Annotated in this window: 22 protein-coding genes; 11 read left to right on the top strand and 11 right to left on the bottom strand. The window is 69.3% G+C overall.

All coding sequences use genetic code 11. From position 1 onward, the window contains the following. Positions 1–5: 5 nt before the first annotated feature. Genes DMC64_RS01640 through DMC64_RS01625 form a run of 4 tightly spaced genes read right to left on the bottom strand, consistent with a single transcriptional unit; the run spans position 6 to position 3,244 of the window. Complete coding sequence (locus DMC64_RS01640; protein ID WP_125731579.1) at positions 6–911, bottom strand: haloalkane dehalogenase; 906 nt, start codon at positions 909–911, stop codon at positions 6–8. Between the two features lie 55 nt (positions 912–966). After that, the gene (locus DMC64_RS01635) at positions 967–1,419 is read right to left on the bottom strand and encodes a DUF350 domain-containing protein (RefSeq protein WP_016330638.1); all 453 of its coding nucleotides are present in this window, start codon (positions 1,417–1,419) and stop codon (positions 967–969) included. A gap of 49 nt (positions 1,420–1,468) precedes the next feature. Next, positions 1,469–2,635: a glutathionylspermidine synthase family protein gene (locus DMC64_RS01630; RefSeq protein ID WP_037333548.1), complete on the bottom strand. Its 1,167-nt coding sequence runs from the start codon at positions 2,633–2,635 to the stop codon at positions 1,469–1,471. Next, complete coding sequence (locus DMC64_RS01625) at positions 2,636–3,244, bottom strand: hypothetical protein (protein ID WP_233629531.1); 609 nt, start codon at positions 3,242–3,244, stop codon at positions 2,636–2,638. A gap of 94 nt (positions 3,245–3,338) precedes the next feature. On the opposite strand from DMC64_RS01625, the gene DMC64_RS01620 reads away from it, so the two are divergent. From DMC64_RS01620 to DMC64_RS01605, 4 genes are all read left to right on the top strand, one after another. Next, positions 3,339–4,319, top strand: a complete 981-nt coding sequence (locus DMC64_RS01620) for a septum formation family protein (protein ID WP_037333555.1) — start codon at positions 3,339–3,341, stop codon at positions 4,317–4,319. Between the two features lie 4 nt (positions 4,320–4,323). Next, positions 4,324–4,674 (top strand): metallopeptidase family protein, encoded by a 351-nt coding sequence (locus DMC64_RS01615; protein ID WP_125731577.1) that lies wholly within the window; start codon positions 4,324–4,326, stop codon positions 4,672–4,674. A gap of 215 nt (positions 4,675–4,889) precedes the next feature. Further along, positions 4,890–6,149 carry an MFS transporter gene (locus DMC64_RS01610; RefSeq protein WP_125731575.1) on the top strand — a complete coding sequence of 420 codons (1,260 nt, stop codon included), beginning with the start codon at positions 4,890–4,892 and terminating at the stop codon, positions 6,147–6,149. 63 nt (positions 6,150–6,212) lie between these two features. Beyond that, complete coding sequence (locus DMC64_RS01605; protein WP_125732792.1) at positions 6,213–6,650, top strand: hypothetical protein; 438 nt, start codon at positions 6,213–6,215, stop codon at positions 6,648–6,650. Here DMC64_RS01605 and DMC64_RS01600 read toward each other — a convergent pair. The 3 genes from DMC64_RS01600 to pheA all read right to left on the bottom strand — a co-directional run bounded on the left by DMC64_RS01600 (position 6,647) and on the right by pheA (position 9,244). Then, positions 6,647–7,297, bottom strand: a complete 651-nt coding sequence (locus DMC64_RS01600) for a DUF4232 domain-containing protein (RefSeq protein WP_125731573.1) — start codon at positions 7,295–7,297, stop codon at positions 6,647–6,649. The two genes, DMC64_RS01605 and DMC64_RS01600, sit on opposite strands and share 4 nt — an antisense overlap. Positions 7,298–7,718: 421 nt before the next feature. Beyond that, positions 7,719–8,339 (bottom strand): histidine phosphatase family protein, encoded by a 621-nt coding sequence (locus tag DMC64_RS01595; protein ID WP_125731571.1) that lies wholly within the window; start codon positions 8,337–8,339, stop codon positions 7,719–7,721. Continuing rightward, positions 8,336–9,244: a prephenate dehydratase gene (gene pheA, locus DMC64_RS01590; RefSeq protein ID WP_125731569.1), complete on the bottom strand. Its 909-nt coding sequence runs from the start codon at positions 9,242–9,244 to the stop codon at positions 8,336–8,338. Before pheA ends, DMC64_RS01595 begins: the two co-directional genes overlap by 4 nt. A gap of 97 nt (positions 9,245–9,341) precedes the next feature. On the opposite strand from pheA, the gene DMC64_RS01585 reads away from it, so the two are divergent. The 3 genes from DMC64_RS01585 (at position 9,342) to DMC64_RS42900 (ending at position 11,508) form a co-directional block, all read left to right on the top strand. Further along, the gene (locus tag DMC64_RS01585) at positions 9,342–9,983 is read left to right on the top strand and encodes a macro domain-containing protein (protein WP_125731567.1); all 642 of its coding nucleotides are present in this window, start codon (positions 9,342–9,344) and stop codon (positions 9,981–9,983) included. Positions 9,984–10,140: 157 nt separating this feature from the next. Beyond that, positions 10,141–11,073, top strand: a complete 933-nt coding sequence (gene coaA / locus DMC64_RS01580) for a type I pantothenate kinase (protein WP_037333580.1) — start codon at positions 10,141–10,143, stop codon at positions 11,071–11,073. A gap of 264 nt (positions 11,074–11,337) precedes the next feature. Then, positions 11,338–11,508, top strand: a complete 171-nt coding sequence (locus DMC64_RS42900; RefSeq protein WP_162836885.1) for a hypothetical protein — start codon at positions 11,338–11,340, stop codon at positions 11,506–11,508. An 11-nt stretch (positions 11,509–11,519) separates the two neighbouring features. Here the strand turns inward: DMC64_RS42900 and DMC64_RS01575 are convergent, their stop codons facing one another. The 3 genes from DMC64_RS01575 to DMC64_RS01565 all read right to left on the bottom strand — a co-directional run bounded on the left by DMC64_RS01575 (position 11,520) and on the right by DMC64_RS01565 (position 15,446). Continuing rightward, the gene (locus tag DMC64_RS01575) at positions 11,520–13,073 is read right to left on the bottom strand and encodes a DUF1841 family protein (protein ID WP_125731565.1); all 1,554 of its coding nucleotides are present in this window, start codon (positions 13,071–13,073) and stop codon (positions 11,520–11,522) included. A 145-nt stretch (positions 13,074–13,218) separates the two neighbouring features. Continuing rightward, entirely contained in the window at positions 13,219–14,556 is a 1,338-nt protein-coding gene (locus tag DMC64_RS01570; RefSeq protein WP_125731563.1) for a hypothetical protein, read from the bottom strand. Then, the gene (locus tag DMC64_RS01565; RefSeq protein ID WP_125731561.1) at positions 14,553–15,446 is read right to left on the bottom strand and encodes a nitrate- and nitrite sensing domain-containing protein; all 894 of its coding nucleotides are present in this window, start codon (positions 15,444–15,446) and stop codon (positions 14,553–14,555) included. Before DMC64_RS01565 ends, DMC64_RS01570 begins: the two co-directional genes overlap by 4 nt. A gap of 151 nt (positions 15,447–15,597) precedes the next feature. Here DMC64_RS01565 and DMC64_RS01560 point away from each other — a divergent pair, with 151 nt between their 5' ends. The 4 genes from DMC64_RS01560 (at position 15,598) to DMC64_RS01545 (ending at position 20,808) form a co-directional block, all read left to right on the top strand. Further along, positions 15,598–15,915 (top strand): nucleotide pyrophosphohydrolase, encoded by a 318-nt coding sequence (locus DMC64_RS01560; RefSeq protein WP_007030556.1) that lies wholly within the window; start codon positions 15,598–15,600, stop codon positions 15,913–15,915. A 69-nt stretch (positions 15,916–15,984) separates the two neighbouring features. Then, complete coding sequence (locus tag DMC64_RS01555; protein WP_125731559.1) at positions 15,985–18,507, top strand: M14 family zinc carboxypeptidase; 2,523 nt, start codon at positions 15,985–15,987, stop codon at positions 18,505–18,507. Between the two features lie 9 nt (positions 18,508–18,516). After that, entirely contained in the window at positions 18,517–19,143 is a 627-nt protein-coding gene (locus tag DMC64_RS01550; RefSeq protein ID WP_016330621.1) for a response regulator transcription factor, read from the top strand. A 90-nt stretch (positions 19,144–19,233) separates the two neighbouring features. Beyond that, the gene (locus tag DMC64_RS01545; RefSeq protein ID WP_125731556.1) at positions 19,234–20,808 is read left to right on the top strand and encodes a hypothetical protein; all 1,575 of its coding nucleotides are present in this window, start codon (positions 19,234–19,236) and stop codon (positions 20,806–20,808) included. Here DMC64_RS01545 and DMC64_RS01540 read toward each other — a convergent pair. Beyond that, positions 20,798–23,017: a tetratricopeptide repeat protein gene (locus tag DMC64_RS01540; RefSeq protein ID WP_125731555.1), complete on the bottom strand. Its 2,220-nt coding sequence runs from the start codon at positions 23,015–23,017 to the stop codon at positions 20,798–20,800. The genes DMC64_RS01545 and DMC64_RS01540 overlap by 11 nt on opposite strands. Positions 23,018–23,046: the final 29 nt, after the last annotated feature.

Genomic DNA, 23,046 nt, shown 5'->3' with positions numbered 1-23,046 from the left:
TGGGATCAGGAGCGGGCGAAACGGGCGATGACCTCGCCCAGCCGCCCGCCGGCGTCCTCCTGCAGGAAGTGACCGGCGCCGGTGATCGTCGGATGCTCCAGTTCGCGGGCGCCGCGCATCGAACCCCGCAGTTCGAGGCCCCACGGCGCGGTGATCGGGTCCCCGTCGGAGAACGAGACCAGGAACGGCTTGTCCAGTTCGGACAGCACCTTCAGCGCGGCCCGGTTGGCGGCCGACGCCGGATCGTCCGGGGTGATCGGCACCAGGGACGGCATCGCGCGCGGCGCGGCCTTGTACATCTCGTTCGGGAAGGGCGCGTCGTAGGCGGCGCGGACCTCGTCGGACAGCTTGGTCTGGCAACCCGACTGGACGAATCGCCCGATGTCGATGACCTGGGCGTTCTCCATGGCGTCGCGGAACTTGTGCCAGAGCTCGGGCATGTCGGTGTCGCCGGTGGGGAGGCCGGTGTTGGCCGCGACGATCCTGGCGAACCGGTCGGGGTTTTCGGCGACCAGCCGCAGGCCGATCAGGCCGCCCCAGTCCTGGCCGACCAGGGTGACGTCGGTCAGGTCGAGGACGTCGAAGGCGAACGCGCGCATCCACTCGACGTGCCGCTGGTAGGTGTGGTCGACCATGTCGCCGGGTTTGTCGGAGCGGCCGAAGCCGACCAGGTCGGGCGCGATGGCGCGCAGCCCGGCGTCGGCGAGCACCGGGATGACCTTGCGATAGAGGTAGGACCAGGTCGGCTCGCCGTGAAGCAGGAGAACGGGCGGTCCGTCCTCGGGTCCGGCCTCCACGTAGCCCACTCTGATCACGCCGCCGTGAAGGTCGACGAGCTCCGCGTAGCGCGGTTCGAAGTCGAAATCGGGCAGGTCCGAGAACCGGTCGTCCGGTGTCCTTAAAAGGCGCACGACTCCCACGTTAGTGGGAATCGTGCGCCTATGCCGCTTTCAGTACGTCAGGAAATCACGAAATGGCAACGGCCACGATGAGGCCGAGGGCCAGGTGCGCGGAGGCCACGACGACGCTGGCCGGGGCGAACTTCTCGCTTTCGATGGTCGAGCGGATGTCGATCCGGGTCGCCCACTCCAGCAGCCGGACGGCGGCCACCTGCACGATGATCCCGAGCAGGCCGTAGACCAGCGAGGTGATGAGGCCCTCGGTCAGGTCGCTGGCGGAGTTCGCGATCGCCACGACGATGATGAACGCCATCGACAGCAGGCCCGACGCGGTGACGATGACCGCGTTCGGCAGGCCGCGGGTGACCAGCTGGGACAGCTTGCCGGGCGTGGTCCAGTCGATCGCCCAGAACCCGGCGAACATCATCAGCAGGCCGACGACGCCGTACAGCAGGATCGCGCCGATCCCTCGCACGAGGTCGGAGCCGAACGTGTCGGACAGCGCAAGGGTGGTGGTCACAGGGGTTCTCCAGAAGTCAGGAAATGTCAGGTTTGTGCGGTTGCTTCTATCACGACTCGACGATGCGGTGCGGGACGAACGCCGCACCGTCGTCCGTGACGAGTCCCGCGGTCTCGCGGATACCGAGACCGGCGGCCTGGTCCCCGACGATCCACGCGCCGAGCGCGGGCCGGTAACCCTGGAACTCCGGGAGCGGGTCGAACGCCTGGTAGACGTACCCTTCCGCGCCGTAGACCCCGTCGGTCTGCGTCTCGTAGCCGGTGGCGACGATCTGCACGTTCGCGCCCTCGCGGCCGAGTTTCGGCTTGCGGACGTACTCGGTCAGCAGACCGGGGTCGTCGGCGAAGGCGGGCAGCAGGTTCGGATGCCCCGGGTAGTTCTCCCACAGGATCGCGAGCAGCGTCTTGTTGGAGAGGATCATCTTCCACAGCGGCTCGACCCACAGCGTGCGCGGCATGGTCTCCACGGCGAAGCGGCCGAACTCCTCGTCGACCACCCATTCCCACGGGTAGAGCTTCACCACGGTCGCCATCTGCGCCTCTTCGAGGTCGACGAACCGCTTGAGCACCGGGTCCCAGCCGATCTCCTCGATCGACAGGCCGACGGTGTCGAGCCCGGCCTCGGCCGCGGTCTCCTGCAGGTACGCCGTCGTGACGTGGTCCTCACCGGACGGATCGGCCGAAGACCAGGTGAAGTGCAGTTCGTTCGAGGGCAGCTTGTCGGCGAGTTCGCCCCAGCGCTCGACGAGCTTCTCGTGGATGGAGTTCCACTGGTCGTCCTCGGGGAAGACCGCGGTCTTCCAATGCCACTGCAGCACCGCGGCTTCGAGCAGCGAGGTCGGGGTGTCGGCGTTGTACTCGAGCAGCTTCGCCGGGCTCTTGCCGTCGTAGCGCAGGTCGAACCGGCCGTAGACGTGCGGATCCTGCCGCTTCCACGACTCCGCGATATGCGGCCAGACCCACTCCGGGATGCCGAAGCGGTGGTACTGCTCGGTGGTGATCACGTTGTCGACCGCTTCGAGGCACATCGAGTGCAGCAGTTCGACGTCCGCCTCGACCGACAGGATCTCGTCCATGTCGAAGACGTAGTGGACCGACTCGTCCCAGTACGGCCGGGACTTGCCGGAGCCGTCGCGCGCGGGCGTGCCGAAGACCAGTCCCTGCTCTTCGACGATGTTCTGCCAGTCCCGCCGGGGCGGCTTGGAATCCCGGTACACCTACGAGCCCCCGCTCTTGCCGCTGCCGCCGGAGCCGCTCTTGCCGCTGATGCCGAACCCGCCGCGCTGGACGGTCGAGCCCGACTTCGTCCGGACGTTCGCGTTCGACGGGGCGGTGTACGAACCACCCGACACACGCTGGCCGATGGTCCCGGTGCCGCCGTAGTTGTAGCGGTAGCTGTCGTACCGCCCGCCGCCGATCGGGATGAAGAAGAAGCCACCGGAGTGGTAGCCGCCGTGCGACGTCACGTACCGCTCGTCGCAGTTGTTGTCGTCGCTGATGATCTCGGTGTCCTTGGCCGCGCAGACGGCCGTGACCTCCCGCGGCTTCGCGACCGAGTAGAACGTCGCGACCAGCCCGACCAGGCCGACGGTCACGCCCGTGCCGATCAGGAGCTTCTTCTTGGTCGAAGACTTCTTCTCGGCGGCGTGAGCGGCCTCCGCCGCGAGTGCCTCCTGGCGCTGCTGTTCCGCCAGCGCCTGCTGGCGTGCCCGCTGCTCGGCCAGCGACGGCTGCCGCGCCTGCGTGCTGCTGTCCTGAAAGCGCATGGTGCCGCGCCTGGGCGGCTCCTGAGGCGCTTGTGCCCCCTGGTTGTCATCCTGCGTCATCGAAGCTCCGTAATCGCCCGCCGGCCCGAACTCGTGTCCAACACTAACCACCCGGTACGCGCACCTTACGTGCGGCGCGGGCATCATGGAGTGGATGTCTCAACAGGCCGAGCGGTTCCGTGATCCGCGAAACGCGCTGAGCACCCTGCGCACCCGGCTCGTCATGGCCGGTGTGTTCGCGGGCGCGATCATCGCGCTTTCGCTGAGTGTGGCGTTTTCGTGGAACGTGGGCCCGGAGGGCGGTGCGGGCGGCGGCGCCCCCAAACTGTCGCCCGCCGCGGCCGAGGCGTTCCAATCTCCCCCTGGCACCTGCCTGACCTGGAACAACCCGGACGCCACCGACGCGCGGCGCGTGCCGTGCGCGGAGTCCCATCTGTTCGAGGTCACCAGCATCGTCGACATCGGCGCGCAGTACCCGCCGGGGGTGCCGAGCCCGAACCTGGAGCAGTGGCAGGAGATCTCCCGCTCGCGTTGCACGATCGACGTCAAGCCGTACCTCGGCCGCAACCTCGATCCCTACGGCAAGCTGAGCATGAACCTGCTCCGGCCGACGCCCGCGCAGTGGGCCGACGGCGACCGGCAGCTGCGGTGCGGTCTGCAATGGGCGGGACAGGGCGGCAAGCTGCAGCCGACCAAGGGGCCCGCCAAGGAGCAGGACCAGTCGGCGGTGTGGGAGCCGGGCACCTGTCTCGCGCTGCTCAACAACAGCTTCGGCGACCCGATCGACTGCGCGCAGACGCATTCGTACGAGATCATCGCGACGCTCGACCTCAAGACGAAGTTCAAGGACGGCTACCCCTCGCAGGAGCAGCAGAACACCTGGCTCGACACCGAATGCTCGACGGCCTCGCAGGAGTACACCGGCAACGCGGATCTGGCGGCGAAGAAGCTCATCCTCAGCTGGGACGTCCGCGAGCAGGAGAGCTGGGACGCCGGGTCCACGCTGGTGAACTGCAAGGTCGCCGCGGTCCTGCCGGACAACAAGGGGCTGGCGCCGGTCACCGGGAGCGTCAAGGTCGGCAACGGTGAGGCCCCGCCGCCGTCGTCCTCCTCGCCCCCGAAGACCGGAGGGTGATCGCGTGCCCGTCGAGATGACCCGGCAGCGTTTCGAGGAGCTGGTTTCGGAGGCGCTGGACGAGCTCCCGCCCGAATTCGCGGACGCCATGGACAACGTCGTGGTGCTCGTGGAGGAGTTCAACGAGGAGTCGCCCACGATCCTCGGGCTCTATCACGGGGTCGCGCTGACCGAGCGGACCCACGAGTACGGAGGGGTGCTGCCCGACCGGATCTCGATCTACCGGCGTCCGCTGTTGCAGATGTGCGACACCGAGGAAGACGTCGTCGAGGAGGTGCTGATCACGGTGGTGCACGAGGTCGGGCACCATTTCGGCATCGACGACGAGCGGTTGCACGAACTCGGCTGGGGCTGAGCCGCCGCGCGCGTGATAGCAAAGGTCCCTTGCTCTCCTCGCGACGGATTCCGCGCCACCGGTGGCATGGTGGGTGATTTTTGTGCGTGGAGCACCAAGGGTTCTCCGGATTCTTAACTGCGTGTAACAACCCCGCCACTTTGGGCGACAGCCCCGCTAAACTTTTCGACACGTTGTCGCCGGTCTTCGCCGGCGAATGCCTGGGGAGGCGGTGCATGGCCGAGTCGACGGTGCGAAGGAGGAGCGACCGGCGGTTGCGCTGGCTGCTCGCGTCCAGCGCGGCGTCGAACCTCGGCGACGGGATCGGCAAGGTCGCGTTCCCGCTGCTCGCGGTCACACTGACCCGGGACCCGCTGCTCATCGCCGGCCTTTCGGCGACCCAGTTCCTGCCGTGGCTGCTGTTCGCGCTCCCGGCGGGCGCGCTGCTGGACCGCGTCGACCGGCGGCGGGCGATGATCCTCGCGAACGGCGCCCGTGCGGTGGTCGTCGGCGGGACGGCCGCGCTGGTCGCCGCGGGCGGGGTGACGATCTGGATGGTCTACGCCGCCGCCCTGCTCATCGGCTTCGCCGAGGTGGTCGCCGACAGCGCCGCGAACGTGCTCATCCCGGCGGTCGTCGGCGAGGGTTCGCTCGACGGCGCGAACAGCAAGCTCCAAGCCTGCGAGATCGTCGGCCAGACCTTCCTCGGCGGACCGGTCGGCAGCGCCACTTTCGCGCTCTTCGCGACCTTCCCGTTCTTGCTCAACTCGGTGGGCTTCGCGATCGCGGCGGTCGTGTTGCTCGGCCTCGCCGGGAGCTACCGGCCCCGCTCCGCCGAGCGCGCCACCACCGACCTCCGCACCGAACTGGCGGAGGGTTTCCGCTGGCTGAAGCGGAGCAGGCTGGTGCTGCGCCTGGTCGTCCTCGCGGGCGCGATCAGCCTGGTCAGCGAACTCGCGCAGGCGCAGCTGGTGCTGTACGCGATCGAGTACCTGCATCTCAGCGAAGCGGCCTTCGGGCTCTTCGCGTTCGTCGGCGGCATCGGTGGTCTGCTCGGCGCGGCCGTCGCCCCGCGGCTGGTGAAGGTGTCCAGCCGTCGCGCGGTGCTCCTCTGGGGCACGGCCTGCTGCGGCGCGGCGTTCACCGGCATGGGCCTGACGAGTTCGCCGGTGGCCGGGGCGGCGCTGTTCGGCCTGTTCGCGGCGGCCGTCGTCGCGGTGAACATCGTGCTCGGGACGGCACGGCACACCCTCGTCCCCGGCGACCTGCTCGGCCGGGTGCTGGGCGTGTGGCGCACCGTCGTCTGGGGAGCGATCCCGGTCGGCGCCCTGCTCGGCGGCGTCCTCACCCACGCCCTCGGTTCCGCGGCCCGGACGTTCCTCACGTCCGGGCTTCTGCTGTTCGGCGTAGTCGGTTTCGCGTTCGTCTCGTTACGGCCCGGAGCCTTCGATGACGAATCGGCCACGGAGGAGCGGGTTCTCCACCAAGACCGGTGAAAACCAAGGTCTTTGGTGCTGAAATTGCCCATCACCGCCAAGGGTGACGGGGAGAGGTCCGCGATGCAGCAGACACTGGTGCCGGAGGCCGGCGTGGGGACGACAGAACCTTCCAGACGCCCGCAAGTGCTCACCGCGGTCGCCGGTTTCGTGATCGGTGGCGGCGTGATCGGCATGCTCTGGGCGCTCTCGGGCGTCAACGCGGGGGCGCTCGAAGACGCGCAGGCGGCGTGCTCGGCGCTGGCCAGGGTCGGCACGATCCCCGACACCACCGACTCCGCCCCCGGCGACCAGACCGTGGCGGTCCTGGCGCCCGAGGTCCTGCACCGGATGACGGCCGCGCGCGAACTCTCCGCCGCGGCGGCCGCCGCCAACGACACCTACCGGCCGCTGGCCGAGCACATCGACGGCGTCAGCAGGATGGTGTTCAGCCTGCACTTCAACCAGCTCTCGGGACAGCGGCACCTCGTGCAGGCCGAACAGCTCTGCACCCAGCTCTAGCCCTTGTGGACGGTCTTGACGGTCAGCTGGTTGCCCGAGATCTTCCCGGTGCAGCCGAGTCCCTGCACCGCCAGGAAGTTCGACGCCGTCTCCTGCGGCAGGTACACCCGCAGGCCCCTGGTCTCGACCGGCTTGCAGACTTCCTCGGGGTAGTTGCGGACGTTCGCGAAACCGACGTCCGCGATCGCGCTCTCGCCGTTGGCCAGCTGCACCGGGTCGCCCTTGGCGCCGTCGCGGTACGCGGCCTCACCGACCTGGTGACCGTCGGCGCCCGTCACGTAGGAGATGCCGGGGAAGCCCTGGATCGTGCACGGGTGCCCGCTCGCGTTGGTGATGACGAGCTTCCGGTACACCGTGCCCGCGGCGGCGTCGCTGTCCTTGATGGACAGTTTGACGTCGCCGGCCTTGCAGAGCCCGTCGTTCTTCGACGCCTGCGCGGGCGGCTGGGCGGGTTGCGGCGTCGGCGTCGAAGCCGAAGAAGTCGCGCTGGGCGCCACCGAGGTGTCCGGCGCCGAACTCGACGGTGACGCGGACGTGTTCTGCGCGACGGGCTCGGTCCCCGAACCGCACGCGCTGAACAACAGCAGCCCGGCGGTACCCGCGACGAGACCGCCGATGGAGATCAACTTCGAACGAACCATGGTCATTCGCCTCCCTGTATCCGGGTGACCCACCGTCCAGTAGACGTGTCGTCCGCCGACGAGGTTGCGCCCCACCGGTTAATTCCCCACAAGGTGTTAATCGATCTTGTGTGCTGTGTTCCCCGGCGGGGGTGGAGGCAAACGCGGTAAAGGACGCCTTCCCCACGTAACCGGCGACTATGAGACCGCACTCACGTGATCGAAGGCGGAACTCGCGTGATCAGCGGCGGAACACCCGAGTGCGGCCTCCAGTCACGCGAGTCACGTCCCTGATCACGCGAGTCACGTCTCCGCTCACGCCGTGCGCAGTATGGTCCGAGGGTCGTGAGTGGCGATGGTCGTTCTAACCCTCTTTACCACTCACGACCCACGCGGTAACCGGACATAACGACATCAATCGGGCGCGCAGTCCGCACCAGATGTCGCGTCAGGGTTCGACGGGGGTTTCCGCCCAGGTGACGCACGTCCAGCCGTCGGCGGTCCCGACGAGCTCGACGACGCCGGTGTTCGGGATCAGGCCCTGGTTGGCGATCTCGGCGGTCACGTTCCCGGCGAGCCATTCGCCGCCGAGCCGGATCGCGCCACCGTGGCTCACCAGCACCACCGTGCCGTCGGGGTCGGCCTGCTCGTGCTTGGCGCGCAGCCGGGCGACCGCGTCGAGCAGCCGGGCGCGGACCTGCGCGCCGGTCTCGCCGCCGGGGATCGGCGGGTCGAGTTCGCCGAGCGTCCACCGGCGCACGACGCTCATGTAGGTGGTGATCGAGTCCTTGTCCGTCTTGCCTTCGAGATCGCCCGCGGCGACCTCGTGCACGCCATCGAGGACCTGGACGTCGAGGCCGAGCTTGGCGGCCAGCGGCGCGGCGGTCTGCTGGGCGCGGACCGCCTGCGAGGCGTAGACCGCGACGATCGGCTCGCCGTCGAGCCGCGTCGCGAGGTCCCGCGCCTGCTCGCGGCCCAGCTCGGTGAGCGGCGGCCCGGGCAGCGCGGTGTCGAGCGCGCCGCGGACGTTGCCGTCGGTCTGGCCGTGGCGCACGAGGAGAAGTTTCACGCCTGTGCTCCCTTCCGGACCGCGGCGACCCAGTCGATCGCCTCGGTGAAGTCCTCGTTGGCGGCGCCCGGCTCGACCTCGGTCCTGCCGTTGTCCGCGCGCGGGTGGGAGCCGAGGAACCGCACGTTGCGGCACCGGCGGCGCAACGCGGCCAGCGCGTCGCCGATCCGGGGCTCGGCCACGTGTCCCTCGAAGTCGATGAAGAAGCGGTACTCGCCGAAGTTGTTCCTGGTCGGCCGGGCGTCCAATTTGGTCAGGTTGATCCCGCGGACCGCCAGTTCGGTGAGCAGTTCCGCCAGGGCACCGGTCCGGTTCGTGGCGGCGGCGACGATCGACGTGCGGTCCGCCCCGGTCGGCTCCGGCAGTTCACCGGGAGCGCGGACCAGCAGGAACCGGGTCTTGGCGTCGCGGACGTCGGCGACCTCGGTGGCCCGCACCTCCAGCGGATAGTGCTCGACCGCGACCGGCGCGGTGACGGCCGCGTCGAACTCGCCCTCGGCCACCGCGACCGCGGCCGCCGCCGTGGACGACGTCGCGACCGGATGCGCGCCGGGCAGATTCGCCTCGACCCAGTGCCGGACCTGCGCGAGCGCGTGCGGATGGCTCGCCACGGTGCGGATGTCGGTCGTGCCCGGCCTGGTCAGCACGCTGAAGTGGACGGGCAGCAGCACCTCCGCCACCGCGACCAGCGGCTCGGCCTCGCTCAGGCTGTCGAGGGTGGCGGTGACCGCGCCCTCCACCGAGTTCTCGATCGGCACACAGGCCGCGTCGGCCGCGCCCGAGCGCACCGCGGCGAGTGCCGCCGGGATGGTCTCCGCGGGGATCAGCTCCTCACCGGAGGCGAGCCGTCGCGCGGCCTGTTCGGTGAAGGTTCCCTGGGGGCCGAAGTAGGCGATCCGTGACACCCCGCCAGATTACGCACGGCGCGGGTGGCGACTTTCACTCGGACAGCCGGTACGCGCGCCGGTTACGCCAGGTGGCTTTTTTTGCCATGCTTAGGGCGTGACCGCCGAACCGGGCACGCACACCGGCCACGAGGATGTCGGCTCCTCTTTCGCTCCCGTGCCGGACCATCCCACTCCGGAGCTGGTGCTGTGCGCCGTCGATGACCTGCTCGCCCAAGCCTGGACGACCGTCGCGGACACCGTGGACGGCCGGGTCTTCGTGCACCGCGGATCCGTGCTCGACGTCGTCGCGCAGGCCGTCGTCAGCCCCGCGAACTCCTACGGCTGGATGCGGGGCGGTATCGACGCCGTCTACGCCCGCGCGTACCCCGGCGTCGAGCAGAACGTCCGCAGCGCCGTCCTCGCCTATCACGGCGGCGAGCTGCCGATCGGCGAAGCGGTGATCGTGCCGACCGGCGAAGCGGAGCCCGCCTGGCTGATCAGCGCGCCGACCATGCGGGAACCCGGCGAACGCCTCCCGCGCGACACCGTGCACCCGTACCTCGCCGCCCGCGCGGTGTTCCAGCAGTGGCGCGACGCCAGTCTCGACCAGGGCCGCGTCCGTGATCTCGTGCACACGATCGCGATGCCGGGGCTCGGTACCGGCGTCGGCGGGGTCGCCCCCGCGTCGTGCGCCCGGCAGGTCGCCGCGGCCTGGGACGAGGTCTTCACGCCCGGCCGTCCCCGTAACGGACGGTAACGCCCCGAAGCGGGCTACATCACATCGCAGCGCGTTCACGAGCCGTAAGCCCTACCGTTAAAGCGGCTTCATCCGGTTCGAGGCACGTTCACCCGCCGAGAACTCGTCAACACGGTTTTGTACGGCGCCAGCGCAGGCGACGGGCGAGGAGTGTGCGATGCCGCGGGTCCGTGAGCTCAGTCCCTACGTCGAGCTGCACCGTGAGCAGTGGCGAGAGTTGCGCAGGTCGACTCCCCTGCCGCTGACCGCCGCGGAACTGCTGCGGCTGCGCGGTCTCGGTGAACAGGTCGACCTGGCCGAGGTCGCCGAGGTCTACCTCCCGCTCTCCCGGCTGATCAATCTCCAGGTCGCCGCCCGGCAGCGGTTGTACGAAGCCACCACCACGTTCCTCGGTGAAGACAGCCGGGGCACCAAGGTGCCGTACATCATCGGCATCGCCGGAAGCGTCGCCGTCGGCAAGTCGACCACCGCGCGCATCCTGCGCACGCTGCTCGCCCGCTGGCCGGATCACCCCCGGGTCGACCTGGTCACCACCGACGGGTTCCTCTACCCGCGTACGGAACTCGTCCGGCGCGGGATCATGCACCGCAAGGGTTTCCCGGAAAGCTACGACCGGCGGGCGCTGCTGCGGTTCGTCACCGAGGTGAAGTCCGGTGCCGAACGGGTCAGCGCGCCGGTGTACTCGCACCTCGCCTACGACATCCTTCCCGACGAGGAACAGGTCGTTCAGCAGCCCGACATCCTGATCCTCGAAGGGCTGAACGTCCTCCAGCCCGGCCCCCGGCTGACCGTGTCCGATCTGTTCGACTTCTCCATCTACGTGGACGCACCGACGACCGACATCGAACGCTGGTACATCGAGCGCTTCCTCAAGCTGCGGCACACGGCCTTCGCGGATCCCGCGTCGCACTTCCACCACTTCGCCGGCCTCCCGGACGACGAGGCCCGTGCCGAGGCGCGCCACCTGTGGCACACGATCAACGAGCCGAACCTGATGGAGAACATCAAGCCGACCCGGCCCCGGGCGACCCTCGTGCTCCGCAAGGACGCCGACCACACGATCAACCGGGTCCGGTTGCGCAAGCTCTGAGCGAGCACACCGCGTAACCGGACGCTCGCGGGTTTCCGGCTCGCCGCCGTTCCCTCACAAGCAGCAACCTTCGCACCACCTGCGAGGCAACGGTGCGTTCCCGTCGCGCACCGCTGTCGCCGAGCGGCTTCCTCGGCCGATCGGCCGATCCACGCTCAGTACGTGTAACCGGTTGGCCGATACCGGCTACAGCCCCCCACGGCGACCCTTGTGTCAGGGGAACAAGAGGTCTCGAACAGACCTTGAGCAGGGAGGAGGCTCACGATGTTCTCGATCATCCTGACCTGGGTCGGCTCGATTCTCGGACTCGCACTCCTGGTGGCCATGGCGGCCGGCGCCTTCGTCGTCGACTTCGACGACGCCCGAGGGGACCGCCGCCGGAAGAAGCCCCAAGTCACCGAGACCAAGGGCTCCCCCGCGGCTCCGCTGAGCTGAGCCTCCGGCGCTCAGAGCTCGCCGAGCGCCTTCCGGTAGTCGTCGACGTCGTAGTCCATCTCGTGTTCGCCCGCCTCGGCGAGCTGGGCGGACAGCGCGTCGATGAGGCGATCGAAGATCTCCTCACGCTCCTGTCCGGTCTCGCTCAGCCGCCGCACGGCCTGCCAGACCTCGGCGGGCTCGTCGTCCCAGAGCTGGTCGACGATCGTGGTCTTGAGCGCGAGCCGCATCCTCGGCTCGCCGTCGAAGGTCTCCTCGGCCAGCGCCTCGTGGTACTCCGGGTGCTCGCCGATCACCAGCAGGCGGCGCTGTTCGGGGTCGGCGGGCTCCAGTTCCAGTTCCTCGTCGCCGATCTCCGCGTAGACCGTCGGGACGGCGAACATGCGGCGCGCCAGGGCGTCCGCGAGTTCCGCCGGGTCCTCGATCCCTTCCGAACCGTCGAAGTAGACGTCCAGCGCCGAGTCCTCGTCCTGCGCGAACTCCTCCAGGAACTCGGTCGCGCTCTCCAGCAGCGCCACCCGCGCGGCCTCGGGGAGCCCGGCGCGGTCGGCGGCCCAGGTGACCCAGCCGAGCAGGGCGGGCTCGAGCGCGTCTTCGTAGGCCTCGTCGATCTCGAACTCGCCGTCCAGCAGCGACTCGAGGAACCGGGCGAGCTTCTCGGGACCGACCCGCAGCGGGCTGCCCGGCTCGGTCTCGCAGCCGTAGTCGACCAGCAGGCGCGCGTAGAACCGCGTCGCGTCCGTGTCCTCCACGAGCCCGGAGCCGATGAAGTCGGCGACGACCTCTTCGCGGACCTGCTCGGGCCATTCGGAGATCTCGGGCGACGGTTCCGGCGCGGGCATCGCCCGGATCCAGGCCAGCGCGAGCGCGTGGAACCGCGCGTAATCCTCGCTGACGTCGGGTTCTTCGACGACGTCCGTCGCGGCGAGTCCGTCCGCGAGCAGCTGGTGGGCGCGCTCGGGCAGGACCCGCTCCAGCGTCACCAGCTCCGGATCGTCGGCGGCCTGCTGGCGCATCTCGGCCAGCACGTCCTGCGGCTTGTCGACCACGACGACGTCGCGGATCCGGCCGCCCTCGGTGAAGTCGACCAGCGCGAGCAGGCCGTGCTCGACACCGCCGCGGGTGAAGACGCAGAGCAGGGAGGACTCGTCACCGAAGACGTCGCCGGTGCGCCAGCAGTCCCCCACGGTCACCGCGGCGAGGTCTCCCACCCATTCCGGCTCCGGGATCCCGCGGCCCAGCACGGTGTTCAGCGCCGCGGCGGCCGTCTCGCGCTCTTCCTCGGTCTCGGCGAAGACCCGCAATCCGGCGAGCAGCGCGGCCGCGGCGGGGGTGATCTTCCGCTCGGCGAACGCGATGAGCTCCAGGCCCAGCGGCGTCTCGTCCTCCTCGACCTCGATCTCCCACCACTGGCCGAGCACCTCGGAGGTCAGCAGCTCGACGTCGAGCACCTCGGGTTCGGCGCCAAGGGTCGAGAAGTCCCGGAGGACGTCCTTGAAGAGGCCCGTCACACTCGGGGTGGAGGGCTGGGCTGCCTTCTTGCGGGCACGGCTGACCGGACTCATGGCGACATGTTTTCACGCGGACCCGATCGGGCTCGTCGCGGTGGTCCCGGGCGCGGAACACGGGTCCCGTCCGCGGGGAGGACGCGGGCGGAAACCGGTTACAGGACCACCGCGACTTCGACCTTCTTCGCCGGGTTTCCTCGGTTCACTCCGAATAACGACCGCCGACGGGCGCGGTTACGGTTTTGGGAATGGCGATTCTCGCCGCTTTGACCTCGGCGATCAGCCGGGTCTTGCGTTTGTGTATTTCCACCAATGTGCCCAGGTACGAGCTGAATTCTTCAGCCATACCGGCCTTTTTGTGCACCGTGCGCAGTTTGCGCAGTTGCCGGGCCGCCTCGCGGTAGGAGTTCGGATCTTTCCGCGTGATCAATTCTTCGACATGGTCCCGATACACGGGAATGGTTTCGGCCGGATGGGCGACCGAACGCGCGTCCGCGAGTTCGACGCGCACCGGCAAAGAGGCCTCGAACCGCACCGCCGCCCGCCAAGCCTCGTCGGCGCGATCCTCGCCGAGCAACGCGCGGACGAGTTCGTCGGCGGCCTGGGTGCTTCCGGCGGCGAGTTCGCGCAGACGGGCCAGCGCGGTCTTCCGCTGCGCGACCCAGCACCCCGCTTCCAGCGACTCCTCACGCAGGGCGAGGTAGGTCGCGGCCGTGGGATTCTCGTCGAATTCCTTGCGTGACAAGGGAACCGGCTCCGCTTCCGGCGGTGGCGGCTCTTCCTTCTTGTCGTGCGTGAGCGCCCGCGCCGCGTGCGCGATGGCCTCGCTGTGCCGCCCCGCCGCGCGCAGGACGCGCACGATCTTGAGGCTGACGTCCACCCGCGGCGGTTTGGCGGCGAGGATCGCGACGAGCGCGTCGACGTCGCCGGACACCTCCGCCAGCTCCTCGCGCAACCGTTCGGCCGTCTCGCGTTTCGCACCGGACGGCTGCTCCGCCAGCACCTTGTCCACAGTGGACTGGATCCGCGCGATTCCCTTTTCCCCCAAGGCGGAAGCGAAGTCGGCCAGTTCGATGGCGGGCCAGCCGGGCCCGTCGAACTCGACTTCGAGGATCCAGGAGGCCAGGCTCTCGGGGTCCGGCGGACGGGCCGCGCAGGCCCGCGCGTACAGCTCGACGGCCCGGTCCAGCCGGTCCGCGACCTCGCCCGAGGTGTCGTCGATCTGCTCCAGCATCTCGCTGATGTCGTCCACGGTCCGGCGGGCGAGCGGTGCGAGATCGGCCCGGCTGCCGGCGTCGAGAAGCCGCTGAAGCGTGTCGAGGACGGAGCCGACCTTCGCGGCGTACTCGACGTTGTTCGCCAGCACGGCGGTGTCGAGGAGACGGTGCGCCTCGGCGACGTCACTCCCCTGGGTGGCGAAACGGTTCTCCAGAGCACGCCGTAACTCAGGGTCACGCTCGGCCTGGGCGTGCAGCAGGTCCGCCAGCGTTTCCGCGTCCAAAGTACGCAGGTAGGGGCGCAGATCCGTCGGGGAACTCACCCGGACAAGTCTGCCCGACCGCTTCGCCGACTCGTGTGGGCCAACAGCGTGCTCTTTTCGGCGTAATCACTCACCAGGTGTGACCAGGTCAGCGGCACCGCGTCCAGCCGCGAAGGACAGCGGATGATCGGGATCGGGAGCCGGTCGGCGAGTCGCATGACGATCGCCATCACCACCACCGCGAGCAGCGAAATCGCCGCGGCGGCGGCGAGGGCCCCGCTCAGCACCCGGCGTCCGCCGTCGATCGCGAGCTGCGCCGAGTACTCGATCTGGCGCGCGGCGAGATCGCCGAGGGTCCGGCCGACGACGCCGGCCGCCGCGCGCCAGGCGTCCTGGCCGACGGGCGGCGGCGTGGCCGCGCTCAACGCGGTTTCGACCGCGCCGAACCGGCTCCAAGCCACGCTCCCGACGAGATCGCGGTAGGTCCGACGGCTACTTTCCGTCAGTTTTCCGGCGACGGCGTCGAGCCTGGACCGGTAGGCGCCCACGGCCGCGGCGTAGTCGCGCCGCCCCTCGTCGTCGATCCCGGCGACCGCGAGGGAATCGCTGCGGTCCATGCCCTCGACGGCGGTGAGCAGTTCGACGGCGATCGTCTGCTGATAGCCGACTTCGGCGTCCGGGGCGGCCCGCGCGATCTCGCGCAACGAGGAAAGCGAGGTGTCGATGCGATCGGCGTACGCGGTGTACGTGGCGGAACGACTGCCCGGCGCCCGCAGCGCGACCGCCCGCTCACGCTGCAACGCCGCGATCCCCCGGCTCGCCTCGGCCATGACGACCGCCCCGCCCTCGGCATCGTCACGGTCCTGGATGGCCTGCTGGACGAGGAATCCGCCGATGAACAACGCGACGAGCACCAAGGCCGCACTCGGCACGAACGCGATGGAGAGCATGCGAGCGCGAAGGCTTCGCTGGTACGTCAAGACTTTCCTTCCGGATCGGTTCCCCGACGCCCAGCGACGTTAGGCAAGTTGCAAATTGCACGTCAACGCTCGTCCGCCATACGGCCGTTAGCGCACCGTGACGATCTGGTAGGCACGGCACGTGACTCTCGACGACCTCAACCAGCGCCTCCGCGACTTCGCCGCGGCACGGGCCTGGGAACCGTTCCACACCCCGAAGAACCTGGTCATGGCGCTGTCCGGCGAAGTCGGCGAGCTGACTTCGCTGTTCCAATGGCTCACCCCGGAGGAATCGGCGAAGTGGCGCTCCGACCCCGAGCTGGCGCACAACGTCGTCGACGAGATCGCCGACGTCACGCTGTACCTCCTCCAGCTGGCGAACAGCCTCGGGGTGGACCTGATCGAGGCGGCCAACGCCAAGATCGATCGGAACGAGCACCGGTTCCCGGCGCCCGATTAGCCGCCTTTCGGGTCTTGTGGGCCGTTCGGCCGACCGGAAACACTGTGCCGACGTCCCTGGAGGTGGCCCTTGTCGCGTTCGGCTCGCACCGTGTTCCTGGCCCTGATGCTGTCACTGAGCGCGGTCGCCGCGCCGGCGTACGCGGCGCCACCGCCGACGTCGCCGCATCGCGATCCCGGCAACGGGCCTGAGCGCAACGAGGTGGCCGCGACCGACCCGCCGATGAGCGTCGCGCGGGCCGCGGCGGGCGAGAACGTCGCGGGTGACCATTCGGGGTATCCGCGCAAGACGAAGCTGCGCGTGTATCCGGAGAACACGGCCGACAAGTCGATCAAACTCGGGCTCGCGCCGTATCACGCGATCGCGCCGAAGCTGAACGCGTTGCAGGCGCGCAGTGACCGGATCTCGGTCGAGATCGCCGGGCAGTCCGGGCTCGGCCGCGACCTCTACCTGGTGACGCTGACCGCGCCGGAGAGCCGGTCCGAGACGCGGCGGCAGGACGCTTGGCGGTCGCTCATCGAGAACGACCCGGCGCGGGCCGCGCGCGACCCGTTCCTGCGCCACGGTTACAAGGCGCCGGTGTGGATCAACAACAACATCCACGGCAACGAATGGGAAGGCACCGACGGCGCGCTCCGCGTCATCGAGAAGCTGGCGACGTCGAACGATCCCAAGACCGTCGAACTGCTGAAGCGGAACCGCTTCTACTTCAACGTCACGGCCAACCCGGACGGCCGCGTCGCCGGCACGCGGCAGACGTCGCAGGGCTTCGACCCCAACCGCGACTTCGTCACCGCTTCGCAGCCCGAAGTGCGGGCCATGCGCGGGATCGCGATCGGCAAGCAGCCGCTGATGATGCTGGACGAACACGGCTACGTCGCGAACACGCTCATCGAGCCGACCACGCCGCCGCACGGCCAGAACTACGACTTCGATCTCTACATCAAGCACGGCTACGCCAACGGTCTCGGCATGGAGCAGGCGGTCAAGGCGCTCGGGCGCCCCGAGACGGCGAAGCCCGAGATCCCGTTCCGCGACTACGACCCCGGCAGCTGGGACGGCTGGGCGCCGATCTACACCGCCCAGTACGCGATGTACCACGGCGCGGTGTCCTTCACGATCGAAATCCCGATGCGGGTGAACAACGCGGACTACGAAAACCAGCCGGTGACGGAGCTCCAGCGGCGCGCGGTGATCAACACCGAGGTCGTCGAGGCCACCATCGGCAGCACGCTGAACTACGTCGACCGCAACCGCGGCGAGCTCATCGCGAACCAGATCGAGATGTTCCGCCGCGGCACGGCCGGTGAAGCGCAGCGCGAGATCCCCGACGGACTCGTGCCCGGCTTCGGGCCCGAAGACCGCTACCGCACCGAATTCCCGCGCGCGTACGTCATCCCCGCCGGGGACGGCCAGCGTTCGGCCGTCGCCGCTTCCCGGCTGGTCGACCATCTGGTGGCCAACGACGTCCGGGTGCGGCAGGCCGATCGCCCGTTCTCGCTGGCGGGCCGCCGCTATCCGGCCGGTTCGTACCTGGTCGACATGCACCAGCCGAAACGCGGGCTGGCGAACGTGATGCTGGAGCAGGGCAGCGACATCTCGGCGAAGGTGCCGGTCATGTACGACATCTCCGGCTGGAGCCATCGCCTGCTCTGGGGCGCGTCGGTCGACATCGTGAAGCAGGGCAGGCTCGACATCCGTACGCACGACGTCGCCGCGGCGTCGCCGACCGGTGGCGTCGACACCGCGCCCGGCCGGGACCTCGCGCTGAAGCTGGTCGACGCCAAGGACGTCAGCGCGGTCAACGACCTGCTGAACCGAGGCCTCGCCCTCGGCCGTGCGGACGACGGCACGATCGTCGTCCCCGCGTCGGCCCGCCCGGCCGCCGCCGAGGTGGCGGACCGCTACGGCGTCCGGTTCACCGAGGCACGCGGCACGGCGGCCCCGTTGAGCCGCAAGACGATCGCGGCCGCCGTCGGGGCGGACGAGCTGAAAGCACTGCGGGACATGGGCTTCGACGTGCGACCGGTGTCGGCGGCGGTGCTCAACGCGGGCTTCGACTGGTCACGGGTGGACCTGCTGTTCGTCTCTTCCGGGCTTCGCTACACCGACCTCACTCCGGCCGCGAAGGACGGTTTGCGCGCCTTCCTCGCCCGCGGCGGCGTGGTCACCCGCGGTGCCACGGGCGCGCGGTTCAACACGGACGTGGGACTTCTCGAAGCACGTCCGGTGGCAGGCTGGGAGGACGGGAACGGCGTCGTCTCGGTCGTCAACGGAACCGGCCCGGTAGGTGCCGGCGCCCTGCCGGACTCGTTCGTCTACGGGCCGTTCTGGTTCACCGATCTCGGCTCCTCGGTCACCGTCGAGCAGCGCTACGCGAGCGGGAATCCCCTGGTCGCGGGGCATTGGCGGACGCGGGACGACGGGACGGGCGGGCCGCTGCAGGCGGCGGGCCAGGCCGCCGTCGTGTCCGGGACCACGGGGCTCGGCGGGCGAGCGGTGCTGTTCGGCACCGAACCGCTGTTCCGCGATCACCCGAAGGGCTTGTACTCGCAGGTGGCCAAGGCGATTTACTGGGCGGCCCCGAAGTAACGTGGGGGTATGCCGATCCAGGTGCTGCTCATCGACGACCACGAGGTGGTGCGGCGCGGTCTGCGTGACCTCCTCACCGACGAGCCCGACATCGAGGTCGTCGCCGAAGCGAGCGGCGTCGACGAGGCGCTCGCCGTGGCGATGCACGTCGAGCCGGACGTCGCCGTGGTCGACGTGCGGCTCGGCGACGGCGACGGCATCGCGCTCTGCCGCGAGCTGCGCTCGAAGCCGAACCCGCCGCAGTGCCTGATGCTGACCGCGTTCGACGACGAGGAGGCCATGGTCGGCGCGATCATGGCGGGCGCGGCCGGGTACCTGCTGAAACAGGTCCGCGGCCAGGACGTCGTCAACGCGGTCCGCGAGGTCGCGGCCGGCCGGTCGCTGCTCGATCCGCTGTCGACGGCGCGGGTGCTCGACAAGCTGCGGCATCCGCCCGAGGACGAACTCGGCTCCCTCACCGAACGCGAGCGCGAGGTGCTGGACCTGATCGGGCAGGGCATGTCCAACCGCGAGATCGCCGAGCGCCTGTTCCTCGCCGAGAAGACGGTGAAGAACTACGTGACGTCCGTGCTCGCGAAGCTGGGCATGCAGCGCCGCACGCAGGCCGCGGCGTGGATCGCGCGCCGGGACAGGTAGTGCGCGAAAAAGGCTCCCCCCCCCCCCCCCCCCCCCCCGTCGTTTTGGGCGAAGGTCCCGGTCGATCCCGAGTTCGACCAGTGGCTCACCGTGCGGTTCTCCCATCGCGTCCTGGTCGTCGTCCGCACCGTCACCACCCTGACCCGGCTGCTCGACGTCGTGTCGCTGCTGAAGGACGATCCGCGGGTCCAGATCGTGTTCACCCACAACGAGCGCGAGCCGGCGATCCTGTCCTCCGGGGTCGGCGAGTTCCTCGCCTCGCTGGACGCGAAGGTCATCTCCTGGGAGCAGGCCGTCGAAACCCGGTTCGACCTGGCGATCGCGGCCAGCGAGAACGATGAACTCCACCGGCTGAACGCGCCCGTCCTGCTCGTGCCGCACGGCATCGGACACCAGAAGCACTACCCGCACCAGCCGGTCATTTCCGGGCTGAACCCGGCCCGGTTGGTCCGGGACGGTCACGTCGTCCCCAGCCGGATCGGCCTTTCGCACAGTAACCAGCTGCGGTACATCCGGCGGAACTGTCCCCAGGCCGAACCGCACGCCGTCGTGGTCGGGGACCCCTGTCATGACCGGATGCTCGCCAGTCTCAACCGCGCGGCCCGCTACCGGCGCCTGCTCGACGTCCGTGACCGCAGGCACGTCGTGCTGGCCTCCACCTGGGGGCCCGATTCCCTGCTGGGCACCGATCCGGGCCTGCCGGCACGGCTGCTCACCGAGCTTCCGGTCGATGAGTACAAGTTCAGCCTCATCGCGCATCCGGGCGCTTGGGCCGCGCACAGTCCCTGGCAGATCCGCGCGTGGCTGTCGCGGGCGCTGCGAGCAGGGCTCGCCGTGATCCCGCCCCAACGTGGCTGGCAGGCGACCGTCGTGTCCGCGGATTGCCTGATCTCGGACGGCGGCTCCATCGCGCTGTACGCGGCCGCCGCGAAGATCCCGGTGCTGATCGGCAGCCGGGAACCCGCCACCGTGGTGCCGGACTCCCCGCTCGCGGAACTACTGGTCAGGGCCCCGCGGCTCGACCAGGAACGCGATCTGCGCGAACAGGTCGACCAGGCGTGCGCCGCGGGACCGCTCACCGAGGTCGCGGCGCAGGCGGTCGAGTTCTCCGGCAAGTGCGCGGAGCTTCTCCGCCCCGTCCTCTACGAACTGATGCGTCTCGCGGAGCCGGACACCCGGGCGGTCTTCCTTCCCGTTCCCGATCCGGTGCCCGACGTCACGGAGCCCGCGACGTTCTCGGTCGAGGTCCGGCAGCACACGGATCATCTGACGGTCTCCCGGTTTCCCACCGAACAGGCCGGGCGGTCCGGCTCCCTCGATCGCCATGTCGTCGCCCACGAGGAGTTGTCCACTTTGGACGAACTCGAAGGTGCCGCCGTGGTCTACTGCGAATTCACCGGCGAAGACACCGAATTCGACGGCTGGGCACGGGAAATCACCCGTCGCCGTCCCGATGCCGTGCTCGTCGCCGGGATCGGCGTGGACCGGTGTCTGCTGTGGAGCGACGGGGAACCGGTAGTCGAACTCACCACGCGAGGTGAGCCGCTGGCCGCGATTTCCGCCTATTACTGGCGCCGGAAACGAAATCTCCCGGCGACCGGGGCGTTCCGCGTGCGAGAGGGCCACCACACTCGGAACGTCGTCGTCTCGGTACTCACCGACTGAGTGGCGCCTCGGTGTAGATCTTGGCGTGCACCGCGTCGGCGCGTGGATGTTTGACCGCTTGCAATCGCTGCCAGACACCGGACCAGTACTCGCGAGCCGTCTTGAAGTCTCCGCAGGACCAAGCGGCGTCCCCGAGTGCCTCGGCGATCTCCAGTTCGTACTGATCGCTCCCCGTGGGAACCATCATGCGCCACACTTCCGGCACCAGGTCGAGCGCCCGCCGCGCGGCGTCCGCCGTGCCCGATCGGCTCAGCGCCTTCGCCCGCACCAGCCACACCTGGGCCAGGTCCCGTTTGTTCTCGGGGTCCGTGTTCGCCTCGGCTTCTTCCAACAGCTGGAACGCCCCGGCGAGATCGCCGAGCAGCACCTGGACGTTGGCGAGCATCCTCGCGTGCAGCCCTTGCCCTCGGAACGGAAGTCCGCCCAAAGTCCGGCTGATCTTCAACGCCTCGAAGAAGCACGCCGACGCTTCGTTGTACTGGCCTCGTTCTCGGTGGAAGAGCCCGCGGAACTCCCAAAGCGACGCCCGCAGCTGCCGATTCGTTTCGGTCTCGGGTGACTCGAGCCGTCGCAGCAGCTCTCCCAGCTTGCCGAACTCCGCCTCCGCCCGCGGAAACTCCTGGAGCAACGAGTACAGCCGTGCCTGCTGCGCGATGGCCCTCAGCTGGAGCGGGACATCGCCGAGGGCTTCCGCGCTCGCCATCCCCCATTTGTTGATCTCCGCGAGCTCACGCAGGTGTCCCCTGTGCAATCCGACGATTTCCAGGGCGCCGCAGATCTGCGTCAGCTCGCGATGCAGCCCGGCGTCGTGCGCCGGTTTCGCCAGCGCGCGATACGTCGGGATTTCGGCGACCAGCAGGTCGATCGCATCCTGTCCAGGGGCGAGGTCCAAGGGACGGGTGTCCTCCGGCAACGTCTGGTCGTACAGCCTCAGCCGCCGGTCACCCATCTTCCAGTGATCCGCCTGCACCGCCCGGGTGCGGTGGAAGCGCACGAGCCGCGGGAATCCCTCGCCATCCGGCTCATGACCCGCGCGAGTGAGCGCCTGCCTCGCCTGTTTGGTCAGCCGAAGCCGCTTGCCGGGCTCCTCGGTCACGAAGAAGACGGACTGGAGATGCACCAGCCCGTCGAGGACCTCGAACGGTTCGCAACCGGCGACGGCCGCTGCCGCCTCATAGGTGAAGCTCGGTCCGGGGATCTCGCTCAGTGCCCGGCAAAGATCCTGTTCACGCCGCGGAAGCCCGGCGAGCACCCGGTCGAAGGCGGCACTCACGGGCCCGAGGGCGCGCCCGCCGCGCAGTTCCTCCGCGAGGAGCTTGAGCGGCCGGGCCGCCAGCGCCGCCCGCTGCCTCGCCGCGATCGCGGCGGCGACCACCGTCGCCGGAAAACGGTCACATTCGACGAGGACGTCGAGCGCGCTCTCCGGATCGGCGGCGAGCAGATCGGTCCCCGCGATCGCTTCGAAGAGCATCCGGTCCGCCCCCTCTTCGAGCCTGCTGAGGGGTACGTGCCGGGGATACTGCGTCACGAGCTCGTCGGACGTGCCTTCCGTCAGCGCCAGCACCAGGCTCATCGGCGCCGGAGGCACCAGCGCCTGAAGATCGTGGACGCTTTCGACCGAGTCGAAGACCAGCAGCAGGCGCAACGGGCCGAGCACATCGTTGTACTGGGTCTTCAGTTCCCCGGCACCCGACGTGATGAGTTTCGGCTCCACTCCCAACGCCTGGAGTACGGACTCCCGCACCTGGCTGATCCTCAACGGCGCGCCCGGGCCGTCGCGGTGATCTCCGAGGTCGACGAGCAGCGCGCCATCGGGATACGCGCCGCCGGAGCGCATCCCGTAGTGCTCGGCGAGCGTCGTCTTGCCGACGCCGGACGGACCCGAGAGCACCACGACACCTGTGCCACCCAGCTGAGCCTGAGCGCCGACGCGGTCGAACAGGTTCGGCGACCGGGGAACGATGCGCGGCCGGTCGTGACTCATCGCGAGCATGCTTCCGACCAGCTCGCGCAATTCCCCTGCCACGGTGGGATCTTCCACGGCCAGGCGGCGCACGGCGGCCTCCAGGGCGGCCGGATCGGAACGCAGGCGTTTCTCGTCCCGCCGCCCAGAAAGCTTCTTCCAGAGGTATTCGGCGACCTTGCCCCCACCGGTGAACACCAGCGCGACTGTCTGTTTGACGAGCTCCGCCTGAAACGGATCGGTCACCTGTAAACCCCCTCACAGCTGTATCCGAC

It is taken from the genome of Amycolatopsis sp. WAC 04197, assembly GCF_003947475.1.
In the GTDB taxonomy this organism is placed as follows: domain Bacteria; phylum Actinomycetota; class Actinomycetes; order Mycobacteriales; family Pseudonocardiaceae; genus Amycolatopsis; species Amycolatopsis japonica.
This window is presented reverse-complemented; position numbering and strand designations above follow the sequence as displayed.